This window comes from Streptomyces sp. MMG1121 (assembly GCF_001280015.1).
Lineage (GTDB): Bacteria > Actinomycetota > Actinomycetes > Streptomycetales > Streptomycetaceae > Streptomyces.
The window spans coordinates 1-19,693 of the sequence record NZ_LGDV01000249.1; the positions used below are offsets into that span (position 1 = coordinate 1).

20 protein-coding genes and 1 pseudogene are annotated in these 19,693 nt (G+C 70.9%); 9 read left to right on the top strand and 12 right to left on the bottom strand.

Annotated features, from left to right (window positions below; all coding sequences use genetic code 11):
- Positions 1-556: pseudogene (locus ADK64_RS38285) on the top strand (ATP-dependent helicase); the annotation flags it as partial.
- Between the two features lie 136 nt (positions 557-692).
- On the top strand, positions 693-1,568 hold the full coding sequence (locus ADK64_RS38290) for an alpha/beta fold hydrolase (RefSeq protein ID WP_078993111.1): 876 nt from the start codon (positions 693-695) through the stop codon (positions 1,566-1,568).
- A gap of 89 nt (positions 1,569-1,657) precedes the next feature.
- Here the strand turns inward: ADK64_RS38290 and ADK64_RS38295 are convergent, their stop codons facing one another.
- The 4 genes from ADK64_RS38295 to ADK64_RS38310 all read right to left on the bottom strand — a co-directional run bounded on the left by ADK64_RS38295 (position 1,658) and on the right by ADK64_RS38310 (position 6,044).
- Positions 1,658-2,707, bottom strand: a complete 1,050-nt coding sequence (locus tag ADK64_RS38295) for a PhlD (RefSeq protein ID WP_053666722.1) — start codon at positions 2,705-2,707, stop codon at positions 1,658-1,660.
- Positions 2,708-2,838: 131 nt separating this feature from the next.
- Entirely contained in the window at positions 2,839-3,654 is an 816-nt protein-coding gene (locus tag ADK64_RS38300; protein WP_234384895.1) for an XRE family transcriptional regulator, read from the bottom strand.
- 414 nt (positions 3,655-4,068) lie between these two features.
- Positions 4,069-5,082: a GNAT family N-acetyltransferase gene (locus ADK64_RS38305; protein WP_159046456.1), complete on the bottom strand. Its 1,014-nt coding sequence runs from the start codon at positions 5,080-5,082 to the stop codon at positions 4,069-4,071.
- Positions 5,083-5,138: 56 nt separating this feature from the next.
- A complete protein-coding gene (locus ADK64_RS38310) occupies positions 5,139-6,044 on the bottom strand; it encodes an NYN domain-containing protein (protein WP_107093210.1) in 906 nt (301 codons plus the stop codon).
- A 220-nt stretch (positions 6,045-6,264) separates the two neighbouring features.
- Here ADK64_RS38310 and ADK64_RS46855 point away from each other — a divergent pair, with 220 nt between their 5' ends.
- Entirely contained in the window at positions 6,265-6,417 is a 153-nt protein-coding gene (locus ADK64_RS46855) for a hypothetical protein (RefSeq protein WP_199829829.1), read from the top strand.
- A gap of 44 nt (positions 6,418-6,461) precedes the next feature.
- Here ADK64_RS46855 and ADK64_RS38315 read toward each other — a convergent pair whose 3' ends face one another.
- From ADK64_RS38315 to ADK64_RS38325, 3 genes are all read right to left on the bottom strand, one after another.
- The gene (locus ADK64_RS38315; protein ID WP_053666724.1) at positions 6,462-7,067 is read right to left on the bottom strand and encodes a MarC family protein; all 606 of its coding nucleotides are present in this window, start codon (positions 7,065-7,067) and stop codon (positions 6,462-6,464) included.
- A 70-nt stretch (positions 7,068-7,137) separates the two neighbouring features.
- Positions 7,138-7,995 carry a PHP domain-containing protein gene (locus tag ADK64_RS38320; RefSeq protein ID WP_053666725.1) on the bottom strand — a complete coding sequence of 286 codons (858 nt, stop codon included), beginning with the start codon at positions 7,993-7,995 and terminating at the stop codon, positions 7,138-7,140.
- A gap of 145 nt (positions 7,996-8,140) precedes the next feature.
- Positions 8,141-8,782, bottom strand: a complete 642-nt coding sequence (locus ADK64_RS38325; protein ID WP_053666726.1) for a DUF6758 family protein — start codon at positions 8,780-8,782, stop codon at positions 8,141-8,143.
- Between the two features lie 139 nt (positions 8,783-8,921).
- Here ADK64_RS38325 and ADK64_RS38330 point away from each other — a divergent pair, with 139 nt between their 5' ends.
- Complete coding sequence (locus ADK64_RS38330) at positions 8,922-10,121, top strand: MFS transporter (protein WP_234384896.1); 1,200 nt, start codon at positions 8,922-8,924, stop codon at positions 10,119-10,121.
- Between the two features lie 41 nt (positions 10,122-10,162).
- Here the strand turns inward: ADK64_RS38330 and ADK64_RS38335 are convergent, their stop codons facing one another.
- Positions 10,163-10,747, bottom strand: coding sequence for a suppressor of fused domain protein (locus ADK64_RS38335; protein WP_053666728.1), 585 nt, complete (start codon positions 10,745-10,747; stop codon positions 10,163-10,165).
- Between the two features lie 478 nt (positions 10,748-11,225).
- Here ADK64_RS38335 and ADK64_RS38340 point away from each other — a divergent pair, with 478 nt between their 5' ends.
- A complete protein-coding gene (locus ADK64_RS38340; RefSeq protein WP_053666729.1) occupies positions 11,226-12,353 on the top strand; it encodes a magnesium and cobalt transport protein CorA in 1,128 nt (375 codons plus the stop codon).
- 23 nt (positions 12,354-12,376) lie between these two features.
- On the top strand, positions 12,377-12,904 hold the full coding sequence (locus ADK64_RS38345) for a hypothetical protein (protein ID WP_053666730.1): 528 nt from the start codon (positions 12,377-12,379) through the stop codon (positions 12,902-12,904).
- 16 nt (positions 12,905-12,920) lie between these two features.
- Here the strand turns inward: ADK64_RS38345 and ADK64_RS38350 are convergent, their stop codons facing one another.
- Positions 12,921-13,670 (bottom strand): hypothetical protein, encoded by a 750-nt coding sequence (locus ADK64_RS38350; RefSeq protein WP_199829830.1) that lies wholly within the window; start codon positions 13,668-13,670, stop codon positions 12,921-12,923.
- Positions 13,671-13,861: 191 nt separating this feature from the next.
- Between ADK64_RS38350 and ADK64_RS38355 the strand changes: the two genes are divergently transcribed.
- The 3 genes from ADK64_RS38355 to ADK64_RS38365 are packed head-to-tail and all read left to right on the top strand — an operon-like array spanning position 13,862 to position 16,929.
- Positions 13,862-15,151 (top strand): magnesium transporter MgtE N-terminal domain-containing protein, encoded by a 1,290-nt coding sequence (locus ADK64_RS38355; protein WP_053666731.1) that lies wholly within the window; start codon positions 13,862-13,864, stop codon positions 15,149-15,151.
- The gene (locus tag ADK64_RS38360; RefSeq protein ID WP_053666732.1) at positions 15,141-15,752 is read left to right on the top strand and encodes a DUF1003 domain-containing protein; all 612 of its coding nucleotides are present in this window, start codon (positions 15,141-15,143) and stop codon (positions 15,750-15,752) included. The genes ADK64_RS38355 and ADK64_RS38360 overlap by 11 nt, the downstream gene beginning before the upstream one ends.
- A gap of 43 nt (positions 15,753-15,795) precedes the next feature.
- Positions 15,796-16,929, top strand: coding sequence for an Mrp/NBP35 family ATP-binding protein (locus tag ADK64_RS38365; RefSeq protein ID WP_053666733.1), 1,134 nt, complete (start codon positions 15,796-15,798; stop codon positions 16,927-16,929).
- A gap of 76 nt (positions 16,930-17,005) precedes the next feature.
- Here ADK64_RS38365 and ADK64_RS38370 read toward each other — a convergent pair whose 3' ends face one another.
- The 3 genes from ADK64_RS38370 to ADK64_RS38380 form a co-directional block, all read right to left on the bottom strand.
- A complete protein-coding gene (locus ADK64_RS38370) occupies positions 17,006-17,671 on the bottom strand; it encodes a hypothetical protein (RefSeq protein WP_053666734.1) in 666 nt (221 codons plus the stop codon).
- 227 nt (positions 17,672-17,898) lie between these two features.
- Entirely contained in the window at positions 17,899-18,357 is a 459-nt protein-coding gene (locus ADK64_RS38375) for a sec-independent translocase (protein WP_053666735.1), read from the bottom strand.
- Between the two features lie 84 nt (positions 18,358-18,441).
- Positions 18,442-19,693 (bottom strand): S1C family serine protease (locus ADK64_RS38380; RefSeq protein ID WP_053666740.1); only part of this gene is annotated, 1,252 nt, incomplete at its 5' end.

The window sequence follows — 19,693 nt, forward strand, 5'->3', positions numbered from 1 at the left end:
CGAAACCGCCGTCGACACGGCAGAAGCCACGGAGGCCAAGCCCCGCCGCACCCGCAAGACCGCGGCCACCGCCGAGGCCCCCGAAGCCGAAGCCAAGCCCCGCCGCACCCGCAAGGCCGCCGCCACCGCGCCGGAGACCACGACCGAGGCCCCCGAAGCCGAGGCCAAGCCCCGCCGCACCCGCAAGACGGCCACCGCCGAGGCCCCCGAAGCCGAAGCCAAGCCCCGCCGCACGCGCAAGACGGCCGCCGCCGTAGCCGAAACCGCCGTCGACACGGCTGAAGGCACGGAGGCCAAGCCCCGCCGCACCCGCAAGACCGCGGCCACCGCCGAGGCCCCCGAAGCCGAAGCCAAGCCCCGCCGCACCCGCAAGACGGCCACCGCCGTAGCCGACGTGGACGGTGCCGCCGAGGTGGCCGCGCCCAAGGTGCGGCGGACGCGGAAGACGGTCGCGACCGCGCCGGAGATTCCGGCGCAGGCCACCGACGAGCCGGAGGTCAAGCCGCGGCGTCGTACGCGTAAGGCCACGGCGGCCGTCGAGGTCACCGAAGGCTGATCCGGCACCCCGTCACCGACGGCCCGGCCCACTCCCTGTGGGCCGGGCCGTCGCGTTTCCGGTACGCCCCTGCCCGCAGTCCCCGTCACCGTCACCGCCTTCTGCCTGCCCCTCCCCGGCCCGATAGCCTCTCCCCATGAGCAGGCCCGCCACCTTCGTCCCGCCCCCCGGTGCCCGTGCGTACGCGCTGCGCACCGCGCGCGGGGAGTTCGCCGTCGTCGACGCTCCCGTGGCCGACGGGGTCGAGCCCAGGGGGGTCGCGCTGTTGCTGCCGGGGTTCACCGGGAGCAAGGAGGACTTCAATCCGCTGCATGTGCCGCTCGCCCGGCGCGGATACCGGACCGTGGCCGTGGACGGGCGCGGGCAGTACGAGTCGGACGGGCCAGAGTCCGACGAATCCGCTTACGCACAGGCGGAGTTGGCGCGGGACGTGCTCGCGCAGGCGGAGGCGGTCGGGGCGCCGGTGCATCTGCTGGGGCACTCGCTCGGCGGCCAGATCTCGCGGGCGGCCGTACTGCTCGACCACGCGCCCTTCCGGTCGCTGACCCTGATGGCCTCCGGCCCGGCGCAGATATCGGAGTCCCAGCAGCAGCGCGTCAAGTTGTTGCGGGACGCGCTCGCGGCGATGGACATGGCGGAGGTCTGGGACGCGATCCAGGCGATGGAGCCGCCCGAGGAGATCGAGACGGCCGCACTGGACGGCGGACTCGACGACCGGGACGATCTGCGACGCCGCTGGCTGGGCACCAAGGCCGCCCAACTGATCGCCACGGGGAGACAGTTGTGCACGGAGCCGGACCGGGTCGCCGAACTGGCCACCGTGCCGCTGCCGTTCCACGTCCTGTCCGGCGACAAGGACGACACCTGGCCGCTGCCGCTGCTCGACGACATGGCGGTACGGCTGCGGGCGCGGCGCACGGTCGTCGCGGACGCGGAGCACTCGCCGAACACCGACCGGCCGCTCGCCACGGCGCGGGCGCTCGCCGACTTCTGGGACGAGGCGCCAGCCTGAGCCTCCGCAAGGACCCGGGCCCGTGACGAAAGACGACTGACCTGCTCCGACGGGGGATGCAGAGCAGGACAGTCGTCTTCAGCGTGGCACTAGTCGGTCCAGGTGGCGTGGATCGCGGAGACGCTGAAGCCGGGGCCGTAGGCGACGATCAGGGCCTGCTCGCCGTCCGCCGGGGGGCGGCCGTGGGTACGTTCGAGGACGCGGAGAACCGATACGCCACCGAGGTTGCCCTCTTCCGCCAGGGTGTCGAGGGAGTGACGGGCGTCGTCCTCGGTGAGGCCGAGCGCGGCGGCGGTGTCCATGATGATGGGCCGGGAGCCGGGGTGGATGACGGGGACCGTCACGGGCCGGCCGGCGAGCCACTCGACGACGGCGGGCATGACGTGCCTGGCCCCGCCCATGGCGGCCTTGGTGGAGTCGAAGTGGAGGCCGTGGCTGTCGATGCGACCCGCGTAGAACTCCAGGGAGTCCGGGAAGACGTACTCCAGGAGGCCGGCGGGGCTGTCGATGGTGAGGCCGGGGCCGAGGGGGTCGCTGCTGACGATGGTGGCGGCCGCGCTGTCACCGAACAGGGCCTTGTAGATCATGTGCTCGATCTTGCTGTCGGTGTGGTTGTAGGCCGTGGACAGCACCTCGGCGGCGACGACGAGGATGCGGGATCCGGGGTGGAGCAGTGCCTGCTCGACCGCCCGGATGAGGGCGTGGGCACCGCCCGCACAGGCCGCGGTGGTGAGGGCGGTGCGGCGGACGGTGGCACGCAGGCCGAGCCGGGCCACGAGGTGGATGTCCAGGTTCGGCACGGCCCAGCTGGTGGCGTGGGTGGTGATCAGGCCGGTGATGTCGCCCGGTCCGAGGCCGTGGCGCTGGAGCACGGAACGGGCCGCGGTCTCGGCCATGTCGAGTCCGTCGGCGAAGGCCCGGGGTGCGCGCTCCCCGATGGAGGCGGTGCCGTTGATGGTGGGCGAGTTCAGTGGCTGGGTGAAGTAGCGGGTCTGGACACCGCAGTTGCCGAGCACACGGAGAATCGCCCCCAGGCGCGGGTGGTCGGGGTGGTGCGTGCGGATGTCGTCGGCTATCTCGCCCGTGGTGATCTTGTGCGCGGCGAGTGTGGTGCTCGGACGGGCGATGTGGACGGGCATGGGTCCCCCCTAGGACACGTAACCTGGCTGGGGTCAAGGTACGGCAAAGTTGGCTGGTTCGTTTCCCTGCCGTCCAGGTCATGCTCTCTCACGGCCCGTCAAACCCGGGCAAAGACCGATCGTCGGCGCGGTCAGCGGGCCTGGAGCATCGGTGGACGCGGATTCGACCGGCGCGGACCCGGCCGAAAAATGAGGATCATGAACCGCGAGCCGGGGGCCGCCAGCGGCTGCGCCACACACATCGTCACCCAGCCCGGACCGTCGACCGCGTGCCGGATCGGGCGTTCGTCGCCGTCGGGGTGGATCGAGGCACCGCCGAGCTCGTACAGCGAGCGGGCGAGCGGGTCGTCGAGGAGGTCCTTCTCGATCTGCCGCAGGACCTTGTCGTCGGGGCGCTGGGCCAGCGCGGCCTGGAGCTGGGGCATGACGAGCGGCGCCCAGGCGCTCGCCCAGTCGGTCAGCTGATCGCGGCCGTCGATCAGCATCCACCGCATGGTGTTCTCGGGTGCATATCCGGACACGAAGAGCCGGTGGAACGGCTCGTTGCAGGCGAGGAGGTTCCAGGAGGCGTCGGTGACATAGGCCGGGTGCGTCACGCAGGCGACGGCGTCCTCCCAGGCGGCGGGGACGGCGTCACCACTGGTGTCGTAGAGCGGGCTGGGCGGGTCCTCACCGCGCGCGTACCGGCACAGCGAGACCCACTCCTGCTCGTTGAAGGCGAACAGGCAGGCTATGTCGCGCAGCAGGTCGACGGGCGCGTTGGGGTAGGTGCCGGACTCCAGGCGGTGGTAGGTGCCGAACGCCCGGTTGACCAGCTGGTCGACCTGGTGCTGGGACAGGCCCGGGGCGCGCCGGCCGGGCCCGGTGGGCCGTGTGAGGCCGTGGGTTTCGGGGGCGATGAGTGCGCGTCGGTCTTTGAGCAGGTGCTTGAGTGCCCGTTTGTTCACTGGTGCGGATCCCCGGCGTTGTTGACGGTCAGTCATCCTAATTAATGGTGCTGGCTTTACTCCGAAAGATCTCCCGTAGAAACCGTGTAGGTGCGTCCTGCATCCTCGTAGTGCGCGGCGCTGGCCTGCCAGTGTGCTCACCAGTGGCCTCGTGGATACACCGCCTCGCGGGCACTGGCCGGAAACTTTCGAATTACCGACCGGTTTTCGCGCAAGCGGTCACCAGGAACAAAGCCAGGTGACCTAACGGTTCTCGCCCACCGCTTCCCGCAAGGGAACCACAGCGCGGGATCCGGGTCACCGCCGGAGCCTCGCCGGCGCAGTCCCGGCGGCCAGGCCGCGGCCGGTGCCCTCCCGCCCCACACCAGGGGACTCGGCACCGGCCGCCGACGTGTTACGGCCCGGTCGGCGCGGTCAGCCCGCGGAATCGCGCCCCACCTCGGGGCAGAGGTCCCGGTAGCTCAGATGCGAGTCGGCCCAGGCGACGCGCGGGTCGATCCGCCGGGCGAGTGTGTAGCGGGCCGGGACGAAGCCGTGACCGCGCCAGAAGGCGTCACTGACCAGGTTCGCCGAGGTCCACTCGGTCCCGCAGCCGCGAAAGCCGCAGCGTACGGCCCAGTCCACCACCCCCGACAGCAGCGCCGTACCCACTCCCCTGCCCCGCGCGGAGGCGGTCACGACGGCGATGCCGATCGTCGCGACGCCGGGGAAACGGCTGTCGGGGTCGACCACCACGAACCCCTCGACTCGGCCCTCCGTCCCGGCCAGCAGGACCAGCCGCCGTTCGTCACCGACAGCGGCGAGCAGGTCGTCCCTGATCGCCCGGAGATCGATCAACGCGGGTCTGAGCATCGGCGCGAGAGCGTGGAAGCGCTGCAACTCCAGGGTGAGATCGAGGAGTTGGGGCAGATCCTCGGTGCGGGCCGGGCGCAGGGGGGTCTGCCCCGCGCTGCCCCGCGGCGGCGTCAGGGGGCGCACTCCCTTGATCTGGTCGATGCCGAAGCCGAGTTCGACCAGGCAGGTGATGATCTCGCGGTGGGCGGCGCTCACGGCCACGGTGTGCTCGAAGCAGCCGATGCCGGTGAGGCGACCGGAGATCTCCCGGTAGAGACGGCGGTAGATCGCCCGCGCGCCCTCCGGTGCCGCCGCGTGCTGCTGGACGCGGACGCGCGCCTGGGGGCTGCCGGGAAATCCCGTCACCGAGGCCGCCATGAACCCGGCGACCGCACCGGCGCCGTCCAGCGCGACCACGGCCGGCCCGTCGGCGTCCCGTGCGTTCAGGTGGGCCAGGGCGACGGCGGGGTCCGCCAGGTCCGTGCCGGGCGACGCCTCGCCGAGGGGTGCGTGGGCGGCCGCCAGCAGCGCCGCGGCCCGCTCGGCGAACCGGTCCTCGAACGGAACGACATCCACATCCGTAGAGACAGTCACGGACACAGACCTTCCCACCGGGAAAGCGCCCTAGTACCTGGTAGCGCGTCTGCGCCCTAGTACTGCGCCTGCAGGTGCTCCCAGAACCCGTCCCTGAGCGCGCGCCGCAGGTCCGCCTGGCCGCGCAGGGAGTACTGGAGCAGGCCCTCGGCCTCGACCAGCAGGTCCTGGTCGACGGAGCCGGGCAGATAGGGATGGCCGGGCAGCAGCTCGACCAGTGCCTCTCGGCCCCGGGAGGCCAGCCACTTCGCCGCGATCTGGGCGCCGACGAAGCGGACGTCCTCGCGGCCGGGCCGGGCCCCGGCCGAGGCGTCGTACGCGGCGGCCGTACGGCGGGAGACGTACGGCTTGAAGAAGTCCAGCTCGAAGGTGCGCTGGCTGTCGACCTCCCAGAGCAGGGGCTCGGCCTGGTTGCGGCCCTCGGGTGTCTCGATGCCCCACAGGTGGACCCGGGCGCCGTAGCCCTGGGCCGCCTCGACCGCCGAGACCAGGTCCTCGTCGCCGCCGAGGAGGGCCGCGTCGCTGATGGCGCGGTGGCGGGCGAGGGACTCCAGGTCCGTGCGGATCAGGGAATCGACGCCCTTTTGCTGGTTGTTGGCGTTGAGGTTGCCGAGGCGGACCTTGACGTCGGGCAGTTCGGCGATGGTCTGCTGCTCGGCGGTGTGGATACGGCGGCGGGCGCCGTCGTACCAGTAGACGCGCAGCAGGCGGCTGTCCGCGAAGATCGTGCGGGCCTTGTCGATCAGCGCCTCGATCAGGCCCTCGGCGTCGAGGTCGAAGGCCCGGCGGTCCTCGGTCCCGGCGACCAGCCGGCCCGTGGCCGCGTAGAGATAGCCCGCGTCGACGAAGATCGCGTGGGTGGAGGGCGTCTTCGCCACCTCGGCGAGCATGCGTTCCAGCAGCGCGTTCGTGTGGTCGATGCGGGCGGCCAGGGCCGCCAGGTCGTCGTTCATCACCTGCATTGTCACGGTGGTCACGCTGCGGACACAACCGGCCCCGATCGGTTCCGCGCGGGGGATGACGACGGGGATGACGACCGCGTTAACCAGTCAGTAGTTAGGCGCTCGAAAAATTTCCTTAGCGTAGGGAATGTTTGTAACACGAAGCTCGTTGAGTACATACGACAGCACAGTCACACCAGTAGTTCTCCGCAGGAGGATGACCAGACGAAGGGAGAAGCCCATGCGCTTCGAAATCAGGCGACTCGACGAGGTCGACGGCACCACCGTGGACTGCACCGTGGTGGACGCCGCCTCCGTCAACCGGATCGTTCAGCAGGCCGCCGCCATCGGGCAGCGGCTGTGGATCCGCCCGGCCGAGACCAAGGCCTCGTAACGGGACCCGCCACTCAAGCTTTCCGGGGGAGCCGAGCCGTCGGCTCAGCTCCCCCGGATCACCTGAGTGACCCCGTTGATGATCTGCTGCACGGCGATCGCGGAGAGCATCATGCCCGCGAGTCGCGTCACCAGGACGACACCGCCGTCCTTGATGACCCGGATGATGAGCAGCGAGTAACGCATCACCAGCCACAGCACGACGTGGATCGCGAGGATCGCGGACCACACCGAGATCTGCGTGGACACACTGCCGGCCTTCTGCACGGCCAGGATCACGGACACGATCGCGCCCGGCCCCGCGAGCAGCGGCATGCCCAGCGGGACGAGCGCGACGTTCACGTCCTTGGTCTGCTTCGGCTCGTCGGTCTTGCCGGTGAGCAGGTCCAGCGCGATCAGCAGGAGCAGGAGACCACCCGCGATCATCAGCGCGGGGACGGACACGTGCAGGTAGTTCAGGATCTGATGGCCCAGGACGCCGAAGACGGCGATGACCCCGAACGCCACACAGACGGCCTGGAACGCCATCCGCTTCTGCACCTTGGCCGGACGGCCGGCGGTCAGGGCGAGGAAGATCGGGGTGATCCCGGGGGGATCCATGATGACAAAAAGGGTCAGGAACAGAGAGCCGAAAACGGCGACGTCGAACATGGGGGAAGTACAAGCCTTGCTGGAAGAGGAACTACGGGCGTGAGCGGACGGGAGCCGGCCCCGGGGGGCCTCAGGCTCCGCCGGTTCCCGGCACCGGGAACGCGCCCGTCGCCCGCCGGGTGATCTCCCCGTACACCTCGGGGTCGGTCGTATACGCGCCCAGCGACACGGTCTTGCGGCTGCCGTGGTAGTCCGAGGAGCCCGTGACCAGCAGGTCCAGCTCCTTCGCGAGCCCGCGCAGCCGGGCCCGGGCGTCGGCGTCGTGGTCCATGTGGTCGACCTCGATGCCGTCCAGACCGGCCGCGGCCAGCTCGGCGATACGGGACTCCGGGACGGTCCGGCCCCGCTTGGCGGCGGCCGGATGCGCGAAGACACAGACCCCGCCCGCGCCCTTGACCAGCCGGATCGCCTCGAAGGGGTCGGTCTCGTGCTTCTCCACGAAGGCCCGCCCGCCGTCGGCCAGCCACTCCTCGGTGAACGCGTCGCTCACGGTCGGTACGACGCCCAGCTCGACGAGCGCGGTCGCGACATGCGGACGCCCCACGGAACCGCCGGCGGCGATCCGCTCGACCTGCTCCCAAGTGACCGGCACGCCGAGCCCGTTGAGCTTGGCGACCATCCCCTTGGCCCGCGGCACGCGGTCGTCCCGCACCAGCTCGCGCTCGGCGAGCAGCGCTGGCTCCTCGGGGTCGAAGAGGTAGGCCAGCATGTGCATGGAGATGCCGTCGACACGGCAGGACAGCTCGGCGCCGGTGACCAGCGTCAGCCCCTCGGGCAGCGCGGCGATCGCCTCGTCGTACCCGCGCGTGGTGTCGTGATCGGTCAGCGCGACGACGTCCAGCCCGGCAGCACCGGCATGGCGCACCAGCTCGGCAGGGGTGTCCGTACCGTCGGAAGCCGTGGAGTGACAGTGCAGATCTATACGCACAAGGACTCCAGACACCGACGATTCAAAGGGGGACACTAGATAGTACCGGCATTTCCAACGCCGCAAGGGGCGCGGGGAACGTCGCGAGCAACCGCCGAAGCACCCGGACCCGCCGGCGAAGCAGATCCCGGCACCCCTGTGGGCGTCACGGCCGGAGCAAGCGCGGCGACAACGCTCCACAGGGCACCAGATCCAGCTCCGCCCCCGCGTCCCGCAGATCCGTGAGCACCAGCTCGTCGTACATCAGCAGCCCGGACTGCTCGGGCCACATCACCGCCCACAGCCACATGCCGAGCGCCTCGCCGGCGAAGACCGCGCGGTCCTCGGGGGTGCGGAAGACGTGCCAGAGCGGGGTCGGGCGGCCGGCGGCCAGCACCTTGGCCTCGGGCGGCTTCTCGATGTTCATGTACCGGCCCGGGTCCGGGTCGTCGATGCCCGCGTACCGCGCGCCGAGGCCGACGCCGAGTTCCTCGGCGACCAGGATCAGCTCCCCCATCCCGCCGAGCGGGCCCGGGCCGGAACAGGCCACGGCGGTCGCGCGGCCTCCGCTGCGGTCGTCACCCGCGTAGGCGACCCCCGTGAAGAGCCAGCCGACAGGCAGCGGCCAGGGCATCCACACCGGGACGTGGGTGCGCTGCACGACGACGGTGAGGGCTTCGACGCTGGGCGGGATCACGGGCTGCAGCGGATACACCGTGCCGTGCACGTCGCACTGCCACGAATCGGCGAAGAGACCGGGAGCCCTGACCCGGCCACCACACCTCGGGCAACTGGGTTCGCCCCTCATAGGGCTCCACGGTCCTACCCCTGCCCGCCCACGTCAAGGACGATCACCCGTCCGGACGGAACGCACCTCCACCAGCAGGTGTGTGTATATTACATTTATTAGCCGAGCTAACTTAATGGCACTCGAGCAGGGAGAACACATGGACATCCTGCGACAGCCCAAGGCGGTCTGGGCCACGGCCGGCGCCTCCGTCGTCGCCTTCATGGGGATCGGTCTGGTCGACCCGATCCTGCCGTCCATCGCGCAGGGCCTGCACGCCACGGCCGGCCAGGTGTCCCTGCTCTTCACCTCGTACTTCCTGATCACGGCGATCGCGATGCTGCTCACCGGCTTCACGTCCAGCCGTGTCGGCGGCCGAGGGACCCTGCTGCTCGGCCTCGCCCTCGTCGTGGTCTTCGCGGGTCTGGCCGGCACGTCCGGCTCGGTCGCGCAGCTCGTCGGCTTCCGGGCGGGCTGGGGCCTCGGCAACGCCCTCTTCGTCTCGACCGCCCTCGCGGTCATCGTCGGCGCGGCGGCGGGAGGCAGCGCGGCGGCGATCCTGCTGTACGAGTCCGCGCTCGGCCTCGGCATGGCCTGCGGACCGCTGCTCGGCGCGATCCTCGGCAACATCAGCTGGCGCTACCCCTTCTTCGGCACGGCCACGCTGATGGCGATCGGCTTCCTGTGCATCACGGTGTTCCTGAAGGAGCAGCCGAGGCCCGCCCGCAAGACCTCCGTGCTGGACCCGCTCAAGGCGCTCGGTCACGGCGGCCTCGCCTCGGCGGCGGTCTCGGCGTTCTTCTACAACTACACGTTCTTCACGGTTCTGGCCTTCACCCCGTTCGTGCTGGACATGACCCCGTACCGCTCGGGCGCGGTGTTCTTCGCCTGGGGCGTACTGCTCGCCGTCTTCTCGGTGATCGTGGCCCCGCGCATGCAGACGCGGTTCGGCTCGCTGAAGGTGCTCGGCGGCTCCCTGGTGCTGCTCGCCGCCGACGTCCTGGTCCTCGGCTACGGCAACCACACCACGGCCGTCGTCTGCACGATCCTGTCCGGCGCCCTCATCGGCGTGAACAACACCGTCTACACCGAGCTGGCCCTCGGCGTCTCCGACGCACCGCGCCCGGTGGCCAGCGCGGGCTACAACTTCGTGCGCTGGTTCGCGGCAGCCGCCGCCCCCTACTTCGCGCCGAAGATCGAGGAGTGGACCGACATCCACGTCCCGTTCGCGGTCGCGGCGGTCACGGCCCTGCTCGGCGCGGTCGTGGTCGTCGTACGGCGCAAGGCGCTCACGGACGAGGCGGAGGAACCGAAGACGGCGCACGCCGCCGAGGACAGCGTCACGGTGTTCGCCAACTGACCCTTCCCCGGCCGCGCTTGGTGAGCTTGCTCACGCGCCCGTCAGTCCAGCGGGACGGACCTGCGGGAGGGATCCCTCAGGTCCGTCCCGTTCGCCAGCCACCGCTCCTGGAGGGCCTGGGCGCCGTGCACCCGCTTCCAGGCGGCCTCGTTCGGGGTCATCGGCAGCAGGGGCAGGAACCGTACGGGCTCCATCGGGTCGTCCAGTTCCAGGTCCTCGACCAGGCCGCCGGGCTCGCCCACCAGGACCGAGGTGAAGGGGGCGCCGGGCCACAGCGTGTCACCGACGTCCAGCGAGCCGCCCGGGGCCACGACCAGACCCTCCACCTGCGGGGACGCGGCCAGTACAGCGAGCGCGCGGAGCACCTTGTCGGTGTCGGCGAGGCCCGCGCGGACGGAGAGGACCAGCTCGGCGCGGGGCCCCTTCACCGGGTCGGCGAGCATCGCCGTGGGGTCGGTCATGGGCTGCTGGGACATACCGAGCGTCGCGTACCGCAGGAGATCCCCCTCCCGGAACCGGAGCACCTCGATGCGGTCCGTGCCGAGGAAGGTGACGGCGGCGCGCGCGTCCGGTGCGCCCAGCGCGGTGCTCAACCGTGCCTCGACGAGAGGAAGAACATCAACCATGCCGCGAGCATAGAACTCGTCAGCAGCGGGCAAAGCGGCGCCTTGACAGTTCGGGCGGCTGCTACTCTGAGCCGGTAGTTCGGGGCAGCACGCAGAAGCGTCGCTCCAGTCCCGACGCCGATTGGGACTCCCTTACGAGGGACCGGCCGGAGGAGGTGGGGCTGTCATGGATCGAAGTCGACCTGGTAGTACCACTCGCTCTTCCGACCGCTGATCTGGTCACTGACTGAATCTCTGGCTGTCCGCCGCCTCTCGTGCGCGTCGCCGTCCGGAAGATCCGGAAGAGCACTTCGTTTCGCTTTGCCTGATCCGTCTGATCACCGTCAGTTCTGCATCAGTAGCGAAGTCGCCACCGCGACGGTGCGGTGCTCCCCGCTTTGTGGACGTGCCAAACATTCCGCAGTCAGGACGTCCCCATTCCGGGTAGTTCCACCCGTCGTCGCGCGCTGTCGCTGCCTGCCTGCGAAGGAGCCTGCCCATGTCGATGATCCGCGACCTGCGTGCCGTGGTCCGTCCGTCGTCCCGTCCCTCGCTGCGCAAGGACACCGCCACCGCCTCGTACGACACCACCCGCGACCCCGCCACGCCCTCGGCCGTCGTGGACTGCGCCGTCTACCGCGACGGTGCCCGGGTCGAGAGCGGCAAGCCGCTGAGCCCGCACGAGGCGATGCGGCTGGTGCGGCGCGACGGCGGTTTCGTGTGGATCGGGCTGCACGAGCCGACCGAGGCCGAATTCGCCGGTATCGCGAGCGAGTTCGGGCTGCACCCGCTGGCCGTCGAGGACGCGGTGCAGGCCCACCAGCGCCCGAAACTGGAGCGCTACGACGACTCCCTCTTCACCGTCTTCAAGACCATCCACTACGTCGAGCACGACCGGCTCACCGCCAACAGCGAGGTCGTGGAGACCGGTGAGGTCATGTGCTTCACCGGCCGGGACTTCTTCATCACCGTCCGGCACGGCGGCCAGGGCTCGCTCCGGGCGCTGCGCCACCGCCTCCAGGACGACCCGGAGCTGCTGGCCAAGGGCCCCTCGGCCGTGCTGCACGCCATCGCCGACCATGTCGTGGACGGCTACATCGCGGTCGCCGACGCCGTGCAGGACGACATCGACGAGGTGGAGACCGAGGTCTTCTCGCCGGTCCGGGGCGGCGGGGTCTCGCGCGGTGTGGACTCGGCGCGGATCTACCAACTCAAGCGCGAGGTGCTGGAGTTCAAGCGGGCGGTGGCGCCGCTGCTGCGGCCGATGCAGTTGCTGAGCGAGCGGCCGATGCGGCTGATCGACCCGGACATCCAGAAGTACTTCCGGGACGTCGCCGACCACCTCGCCCGGGTCCAGGAGCAGGTCATGAGCTTCGACGAGCTGCTCAACTCCATCCTCCAGGCCAACCTGGCGCAGGCGTCCGTCGCGCAGAACGAGGACATGCGCAAGATCACCGCCTGGGCCGCGATCATCGCCGTACCGACGATGGTGACCGGTGTGTACGGCATGAACTTCGACCACATGCCGGAGCTGCACTGGCGGTACGGCTACCCGCTGGTTCTGGGCGTCACCGTCGCCGCGTGTGTGGGCATCCACCGGGTGCTGAAGCGCAACGGCTGGCTGTGAGCGGGGCTGGATAGGCTGGGCGCATGACAAGCGAGCTGCCCGGCCGGGCCCTTCTCGACCAGGCCCTCATCGAGGAGGCCACGAAGAAGTCCGGCCTGATCTGGGTCAAGGGCGCCGGCGCTCCGGCCGCGCGGGGGCTGTGGCACGTGTGGCACGAGGGCGCGGTGTGGCTGGTCGGCGACGGGCCCGGGGAGCAGCCGCTGCCGGACCTGGCCGACGGCGGCTCTGCCGAGGTGACCGTGCGCAGCAAGGACAAGGGCGGCCGCCTGGTGTCGTTCCGGGCGGCCGTGACCGAACCGGCCGCCGGCTCGGCGGAGTGGGAAGCGGCCGTCGCGGAACTGAAGGGCAAGCGCCTGAACGCTCCGGACGGCGAGCAGATGCCGGGGCGCTGGGCACGTGAGTGCCGGGTGCTGCGCCTGGCTCCGACCGGGCCTGTCGCGCCCCTGCCCGACGGGAGCCTGGCCGAGGCACCGGTGCCGTCCCCGGCGACGACGCGTCAGCCGATCCCGGCGGGGCTGCCGAGGCTGCTGGCGAAGCGCCGGAAGAAGTAGCGCGGGAGAGGTTCCGCTACGACGTCGGCAGCTGTTTGCCGTAGTCGACCGTCTCGCCCTTGGCCGGTTCGGTCACGGTGAAGTCCTTGCCCCAGTCCGAGAAGCTGAGCGTGCCCGCGCCGCCGGCGCGGACCAGGCGGAGCGGGTACGGGGTGCCGTCGAGGGAGACGTCGAGGGTGCCGCCGGAACCCTTGTCGCCGGTGATGCGGATGGTGGGGGTGCCCGACTGGTCGTGGTGGCCGTCGGTCGCCAGGGTGCCGTGCAGGGTCAGCAGCCCGTCGAGCAGGACCGACTTGTCCGTGAAGCCGCTGAACTTCTTGTACACGGGATCCCCCTGCGGCACCTTCACGTACTTGCCGTCCAGCTTGCCGGCCGTGCCGTCGCCGCCGGCTGCGTCGCCCGCGTGGTTCCAGAAGTCCGAGTCGGCCTTCAGATACAGCTGCTGTCCGACCCGCAGGAGCTGGAAGGTCGCCCCCTGCGAGGTCACCGACCCGGTGCCGCCGTCCGACTTCAGCCGCATGTCCAGCTGGTACGTACGGCCGCCGGTGTCCACGGTGCCGGCCAGCCGCACCGCCGGGGCCGTGTCGGCCGCGGTGCGGGTCTTCGCCTGGATCTTGTCGGCAGGCAGCTTGCCCACACCGTTCGTGCCCGTGTCCGGATCGTCACTGCCGCACCCGGCCAGCACCGCCACCCCTGTCACGGCCAGTGCGCACATCGCGGTCACCCGCGCGGTCCGGCGGGTTCGGCCCTGGGGAATCGCAGTCACAGGTGGGGCCGCCTTTCTGACGAGTCCTGAGCGGCGTACGGCAGCGTACCGGGGCCCTGGCCGCCCGGCGGAGCCAGTCCGTCCGGACCCGCCCACCAGGGCGTATCCGATCAGGACGGGCTAGCCTGAAGCGCACGCGCGCGGGCACATCCGAGCAACTCGCACGATCCCCACGCAAAGGAAGCACAGCCATGGCAGCCGGCGCCCCCCGGATCTTCGTCTCGCACCTCGCCGGGGTCCCCGTCTTCGATCCGAACGGCGACCAGGTGGGCCGTGTACGCGACCTGGTCGTCATGCTGCGCGTCGGCCGGCGGCCCCCGCGCGTGCTCGGGCTGGTCGTCGAGCTGTCCACCCGGCGCCGTATCTTCCTGCCCATGACCCGGGTGACCGGCATCGAGTCCGGCCAGGTCATCACCACCGGTGTGATGAACGTCCGCCGCTTCGAGCAGCGGCCCACCGAGCGGCTGGTCTTCGGCGAGCTGCTGGACCGGCGCGTGACGCTCACCGAGACCCGCGAGGAGGTCACCGTCCTCGACGTCTCCGTGCAACAGCTGCCCGCCCGCCGGGACTGGGAGGTCGACCGCGTCTTCGTCCGCAAGGGGAAGAAGGGCGGCGCCTTCCGGCGGGCCAAGGGCGAGACGCTGACCGTCGAGTGGTCCGCCGTCACCGGCTTCTCGCTGGAGGAGCACGGGCAGGGCGCCGAGAGCCTGCTCGCCACCTTCGAGCAGCTGCGCCCCGCCGACCTCGCCAACGTCCTGCACCACCTCTCCCCCAAGCGGCGCGCCGAGGTCGCCGCCGCCCTCGACGACGACCGCCTGGCCGACGTGCTCGAAGAACTGCCCGAGGACGACCAGATCGAGATCCTCGGCAAGCTGAAGGAGGAGCGCGCGGCGGACGTGCTGGAGGCCATGGACCCCGACGACGCGGCCGACCTGCTCTCCGAGCTGCCCGAGGACGACAAGGAACGGCTGCTGAGCCTGATGGAGCCCGCGGACGCGGCCGAGATGCGGCGCCTGATGTCGTACGAGGAGCACACGGCCGGCGGTCTGATGACCACCGAACCGATCGTGCTGCGCCCGGACGCCACGGTCGCCGACGCGCTCGCCCGGGTCCGCAACCCCGACCTCTCCCCCGCCCTCGCCGCCCAGGTCTACGTCTGCCGGCCGCCCGACGAGACCCCCACGGGCAAGTACCTGGGCACCGTCCACTTCCAGCGGCTGCTGCGCGACCCGCCGTACACGCTGGTCAGCTCGCTCGTCGACGACGATCTGCAACCGCTCGCCCCGGGCGCCGCGCTGCCCGTCATCGCCGGGTTCTTCGCCACGTACGACATGGTGGCCGCGCCGGTCGTGGACGAGTCCGGGCGCCTGCTGGGCGCGGTCACCGTGGACGACGTACTGGACCACATGCTGCCCGAGGACTGGCGGGAGACCGAGTTCCACCTGGACGAGGGAGAGGGGGCGGCCGCGCATGGCTCCTGAGCGCGAGAGCGGCGCCCGCGAGCGCACCCCGGCGGGCGCCACGGCGGCCACCCGGCCCCGGGCGCGCCTGGACCAGCCGCGCCCGCCCCGGCGCCGGCTCCTGCCGGAGTGGGACCCGGACGCGTTCGGCCGGCTGTCGGAGCGCATCGCCCGCTTCCTGGGCACGGGCCGCTTCCTCGTCTGGATGACGGTCGTCATCATCGTGTGGGTGCTGTGGAACGTCACCGTGCCCATCGCCCTGCGCTTCGACCAGTACCCGTTCATCTTCCTGACCCTGGTGCTGTCCCTGCAGGCCTCCTACGCGGCCCCGCTGATCCTGCTCGCGCAGAACAGACAGGACGACCGCGACCGGGTCAACCTGGAGCAGGACCGCAAGCAGAACGAGCGGTCCATCGCGGACACCGAGTACCTGACCCGGGAGATCGCCGCGCTGCGCATGGGCCTGGGCGAGGTCGCGACCCGCGACTGGATGCGCTCGGAGCTCCAGGACCTGGCCAAGGAGATGGACGAACGGCGGCGGCACGACGGCCAGGCCGGCCATGTCGTATTCCCGGCGGAACGGACGGAACACCCGCCGGGACGTGACGCAGACGACCGCTGAAGGGCTACCCGAAGGCCCCTGAAGGCGCCGTACCATCGTCCTTATGGCTACGGAAGACGCGGTGCGCGAGGCACTGGCGACGGTGAACGACCCCGAGATCAACCGCCCCATCACCGAACTGGGGATGGTCAAGTCGGTGGAGATCGGTGCGGACGGAGCGGTCGCGGTCACCGTGTACCTGACGGTCTCCGGCTGCCCCATGCGCGACACCATCACCCAGCGCGTCACCGAGGCGGTCTCCCGGGTCGAGGGCGTCACCCGGGTCGACGTCACGCTGGACGTGATGAGCGACGAGCAGCGCAAGGAACTGGCCAACGCCCTGCGCGGCGGCCAGGCCGAGCGCGAGGTCCCCTTCGCCAAGCCGGGCAGCCTCACCCGGGTCTACGCGGTCGCCTCCGGCAAGGGCGGCGTCGGCAAGTCCTCCGTGACGGTCAACCTGGCCGCGGCGATGGCGGCCGACGGCCTGAAGGTCGGTGTCGTCGACGCCGACATCTACGGCCACTCGGTGCCGCGCATGCTGGGCGCGGACGGCCGCCCGACCCAGGTCGAGAACATGATCATGCCGCCGTCGGCGAACGGCGTGAAGGTCATCTCCATCGGCATGTTCACCCCGGGCAACGCCCCGGTCGTCTGGCGCGGCCCGATGCTCCACCGCGCGCTCCAGCAGTTCCTGGCGGACGTGTACTGGGGCGACCTGGACGTCCTGCTGCTGGACCTCCCGCCCGGCACCGGCGACATCGCGATCTCCGTCGCCCAGCTGGTCCCGAACGCCGAGATCCTGGTCGTGACGACCCCTCAGCAGGCGGCGGCCGAGGTCGCCGAGCGCGCCGGCTCCATCGCCGTACAGACCCACCAGAAGATCGTCGGCGTGGTCGAGAACATGTCCGGCCTGCCCTGCCCGCACTGCGGTGAGATGGTCGACGTCTTCGGCACGGGCGGCGGTCAGTCGGTCGCCGACGGCCTCACCCGCACCACGGGTGCGACGGTCCCGGTCCTCGGCAGCATCCCCATCGACGTCCGCCTGCGCGAGGGCGGCGACGAGGGCAAGCCGGTGGTCCTGACCGACCCCGACTCCCCGGCGGGCAGCGCCCTGCGGGCGATCGCCGGGAAGCTGGGGGGACGCCAGCGGGGCCTGTCGGGCCTGTCGCTGGGGATCACGCCGAAGAACAAGTTCTGAGGACTTCCCGCGAGGAGTCCTATGACGAAGGGGCGCCGGAAACTCCCGGCGCCCCTTCGTCATGCGTCAGCGGATGTCACGCGTAAGCGGCAACGTCCTTCACCACGGCGAACCCGAGCCCGTAGGCGCTCATGCCCCGCCCGTACGCCCCCAGGTGCACGCCCGCCTCAGTGGTACCGGCGAGCACCCACCCGAACTCCGACTCCCGGTAGTAGAAGGGGGCCGCTGCCCCGTCCACCGGCAGGGAGAGCTTGGACCACTCCGGCCCGTCGAGATCGTCGGCCAGCGCCCACGCGGTCTCGGTCTGCTGGTCCAGCCAGTCGTCACGCAGGCTGTGGTCCATTTGTCCGGGCCAGGTGAACGACAGCAGCCCCACCCCGGCCAGCCACGCCGCCGAGGACACGGACGTCGCCTCCATCAGCCCCGTACCGTCGGCGCTCCGCCGGGACGGCTGCGCGGAGACGGTGACCACCACCGCGAACTTCTCCCGCGGCTCACCGGTGGAACCGGACTCGCCCCGTACGGAGGGTTCGTCGCCGTGCCCGATCGAACCGTGCTCGACGGCACCGTCGGCCGCCGTACCGACCTGCATCAGCCAGCGCGGCCCGGTGAACGCCTCGTCGAGGCCGTACCACGGGAAAGGCGCCTGCAGGTAACCGTCGACCGTACGCCGGGCGGAGGGAAGCTGCTGTCCGCCCTCCGCGACCGACGCCTGCGCGCCCACCCGACTAGTCGTCTCCATCTGCCCGGACGCCTCCTCGCTCCTCGTCGGACCGGGGCGGCCCGCCCCCCTTCGGGCGCACTCGTCCGGTCCGCACAACAACTCGGCAGCATATCCACACGAACGAGGGCGGCAGGGCAGGCACTGGATGCGTGCGCCGCACGAACGACCTGTTCAGGCCGTGTGCGACGGGTGTGCGCTATGAAACGCGTCACGTGCGCGGCATGCGCCCGCGTGCGCGTGTCGGATCAGGTGGCGTCCGCGTCGAACGGCGGCCGCTCGTCCTTGCCGGGCTCCTCGGGCTTCTTGGTCATGTCGAGGCGCCCGCCGGAACCGGGGTTCACGGACGGGGAAGAGGGCGGCGAAGGAGAGGAGGCGTCGGTGTCCCGGCCCTGGACGGCGTCCGTGACCTCGGCCATTTCCTTCTTCAGGTCGAAGCCGTTGCGGATCTCCTTCAGCCCCAGGTCGTCGTTGTCCAACTGCTTGCGGATGAACGTCTTGGGGTTGAGGTCCTCGAACTCGAAGTCCTTGAACTCGGGACCCAGTTCGCTACGGATGTCCTGCTTCGCGCTCTCCGAGAACTCGCGGATCTTCCGGATCGTGCGCGTCACGTCCTGAATGACCTTCGGGAGCTTGTCCGGACCGAAGACGAGCACGGCGATCACGATGATCGTCATCAGCTCCAGTGGTCCTATGTCATTGAACACCTGACGCTCCTTGTGATGTCCTCGGTCGCTCAACGGTACCCGGCGTTCCCGTCCGACCGGTACTGCCCCGAGGTGAGACTTCTGTCAGTTCTGCTCCGCGGCGCCCAGTCGGAGCGGGATCTGCCGGTCCGTGCCGTCGCGCCGGACCGACAGCCGCAGCGAGTCGCCGGGCCGGTGGGCGCGGATCTTGACGATCAGCTCCTCGGCCGTGTGCACACGCTCTCCGTCTACCTCGGTGATGACGTCGCCCGCCTTCAGCCCGGCCCGCTCACCGGGGCCGCCCCTGGTGACGGCGGGTCCGCCGCCCGCGCTCTTGCTGTCGATACGGGCGCCGTCGCCCGTGTACCCCATGTCGAGGGTGACGCCGATGACGGGGTGGGTCGCACGGCCGGTGTTGATCAGTTCCTCGGCGACGCGCCTGGCCTGGTTCACGGGGATGGCGAAGCCCAGGCCGATGGAACCGGCCTGGCCGGCGTCCGGGTCGGAGCCGCCGCTGTCGGCGGAGCGGATGGCGGAGTTGATGCCGATGACCCGGGCCCGGGAGTCCAGGAGGGGACCGCCGGAGTTGCCCGGGTTGATGGGCGCGTCGGTCTGCAGCGCGTCGACGTAGCTGACGTCGCTCCCGTCGCCCTTCTCACCACCGGCCGTGATGGGCCGCTCCTTGGCGCTGATGATGCCGGAGGTGACGGTGTTCGCCAGGTCGAAGGGTGCGCCGATGGCGACGACGGGGTCGCCGACCCGGACGTCGTCCGAGTTGCCGAGGGGCAGCGGGGTGAGCCCGTGCACGCCGTGCACCTGGACGACGGCCAGGTCGTAGCCGCTGTCCCGGCCGACCACCGTGGCCCTGACGCTGTCACCACTGCTGAAGGTCACGGATATCGCGCCGCTCGACCCGGCGGGGGCGACGACGTGGTTGTTGGTGAGGATGTGCCCCTGGGCATCGAGCACGAAGCCGGTCCCGGTGTCCGTCTGGTCGGTTCCGGTGACGTGCAGCGTGACGACGCTGGGCAGCGCGCGGGCGGCTATCCCGGGCACGCTGTCCGGTGCCCGGCCGGCGGGCACCCGGCCGGCCTGCGGCAGCTGCACATCACCGCCGAACCCCTGCCGCTCGACATAGGCACCGACGATCCCGCCGACCCCCGCGGCGACGAGAGCGACCACCAGGGTCCACCCCACCACCAGCCGCCTGCCCCGCCGGCCCCCCGCGGAAGCCCCGCCCCCGCTCTGCTGAAGCACTCCCTGCCGAAGAGCCTGCTCCTGCGGCGAACCGGGAGCCCAGGGGTCATAACGCCGCCAGGGATCACCTTCGCCGGGTGGCGGGGGTGCGGGGGCCTGC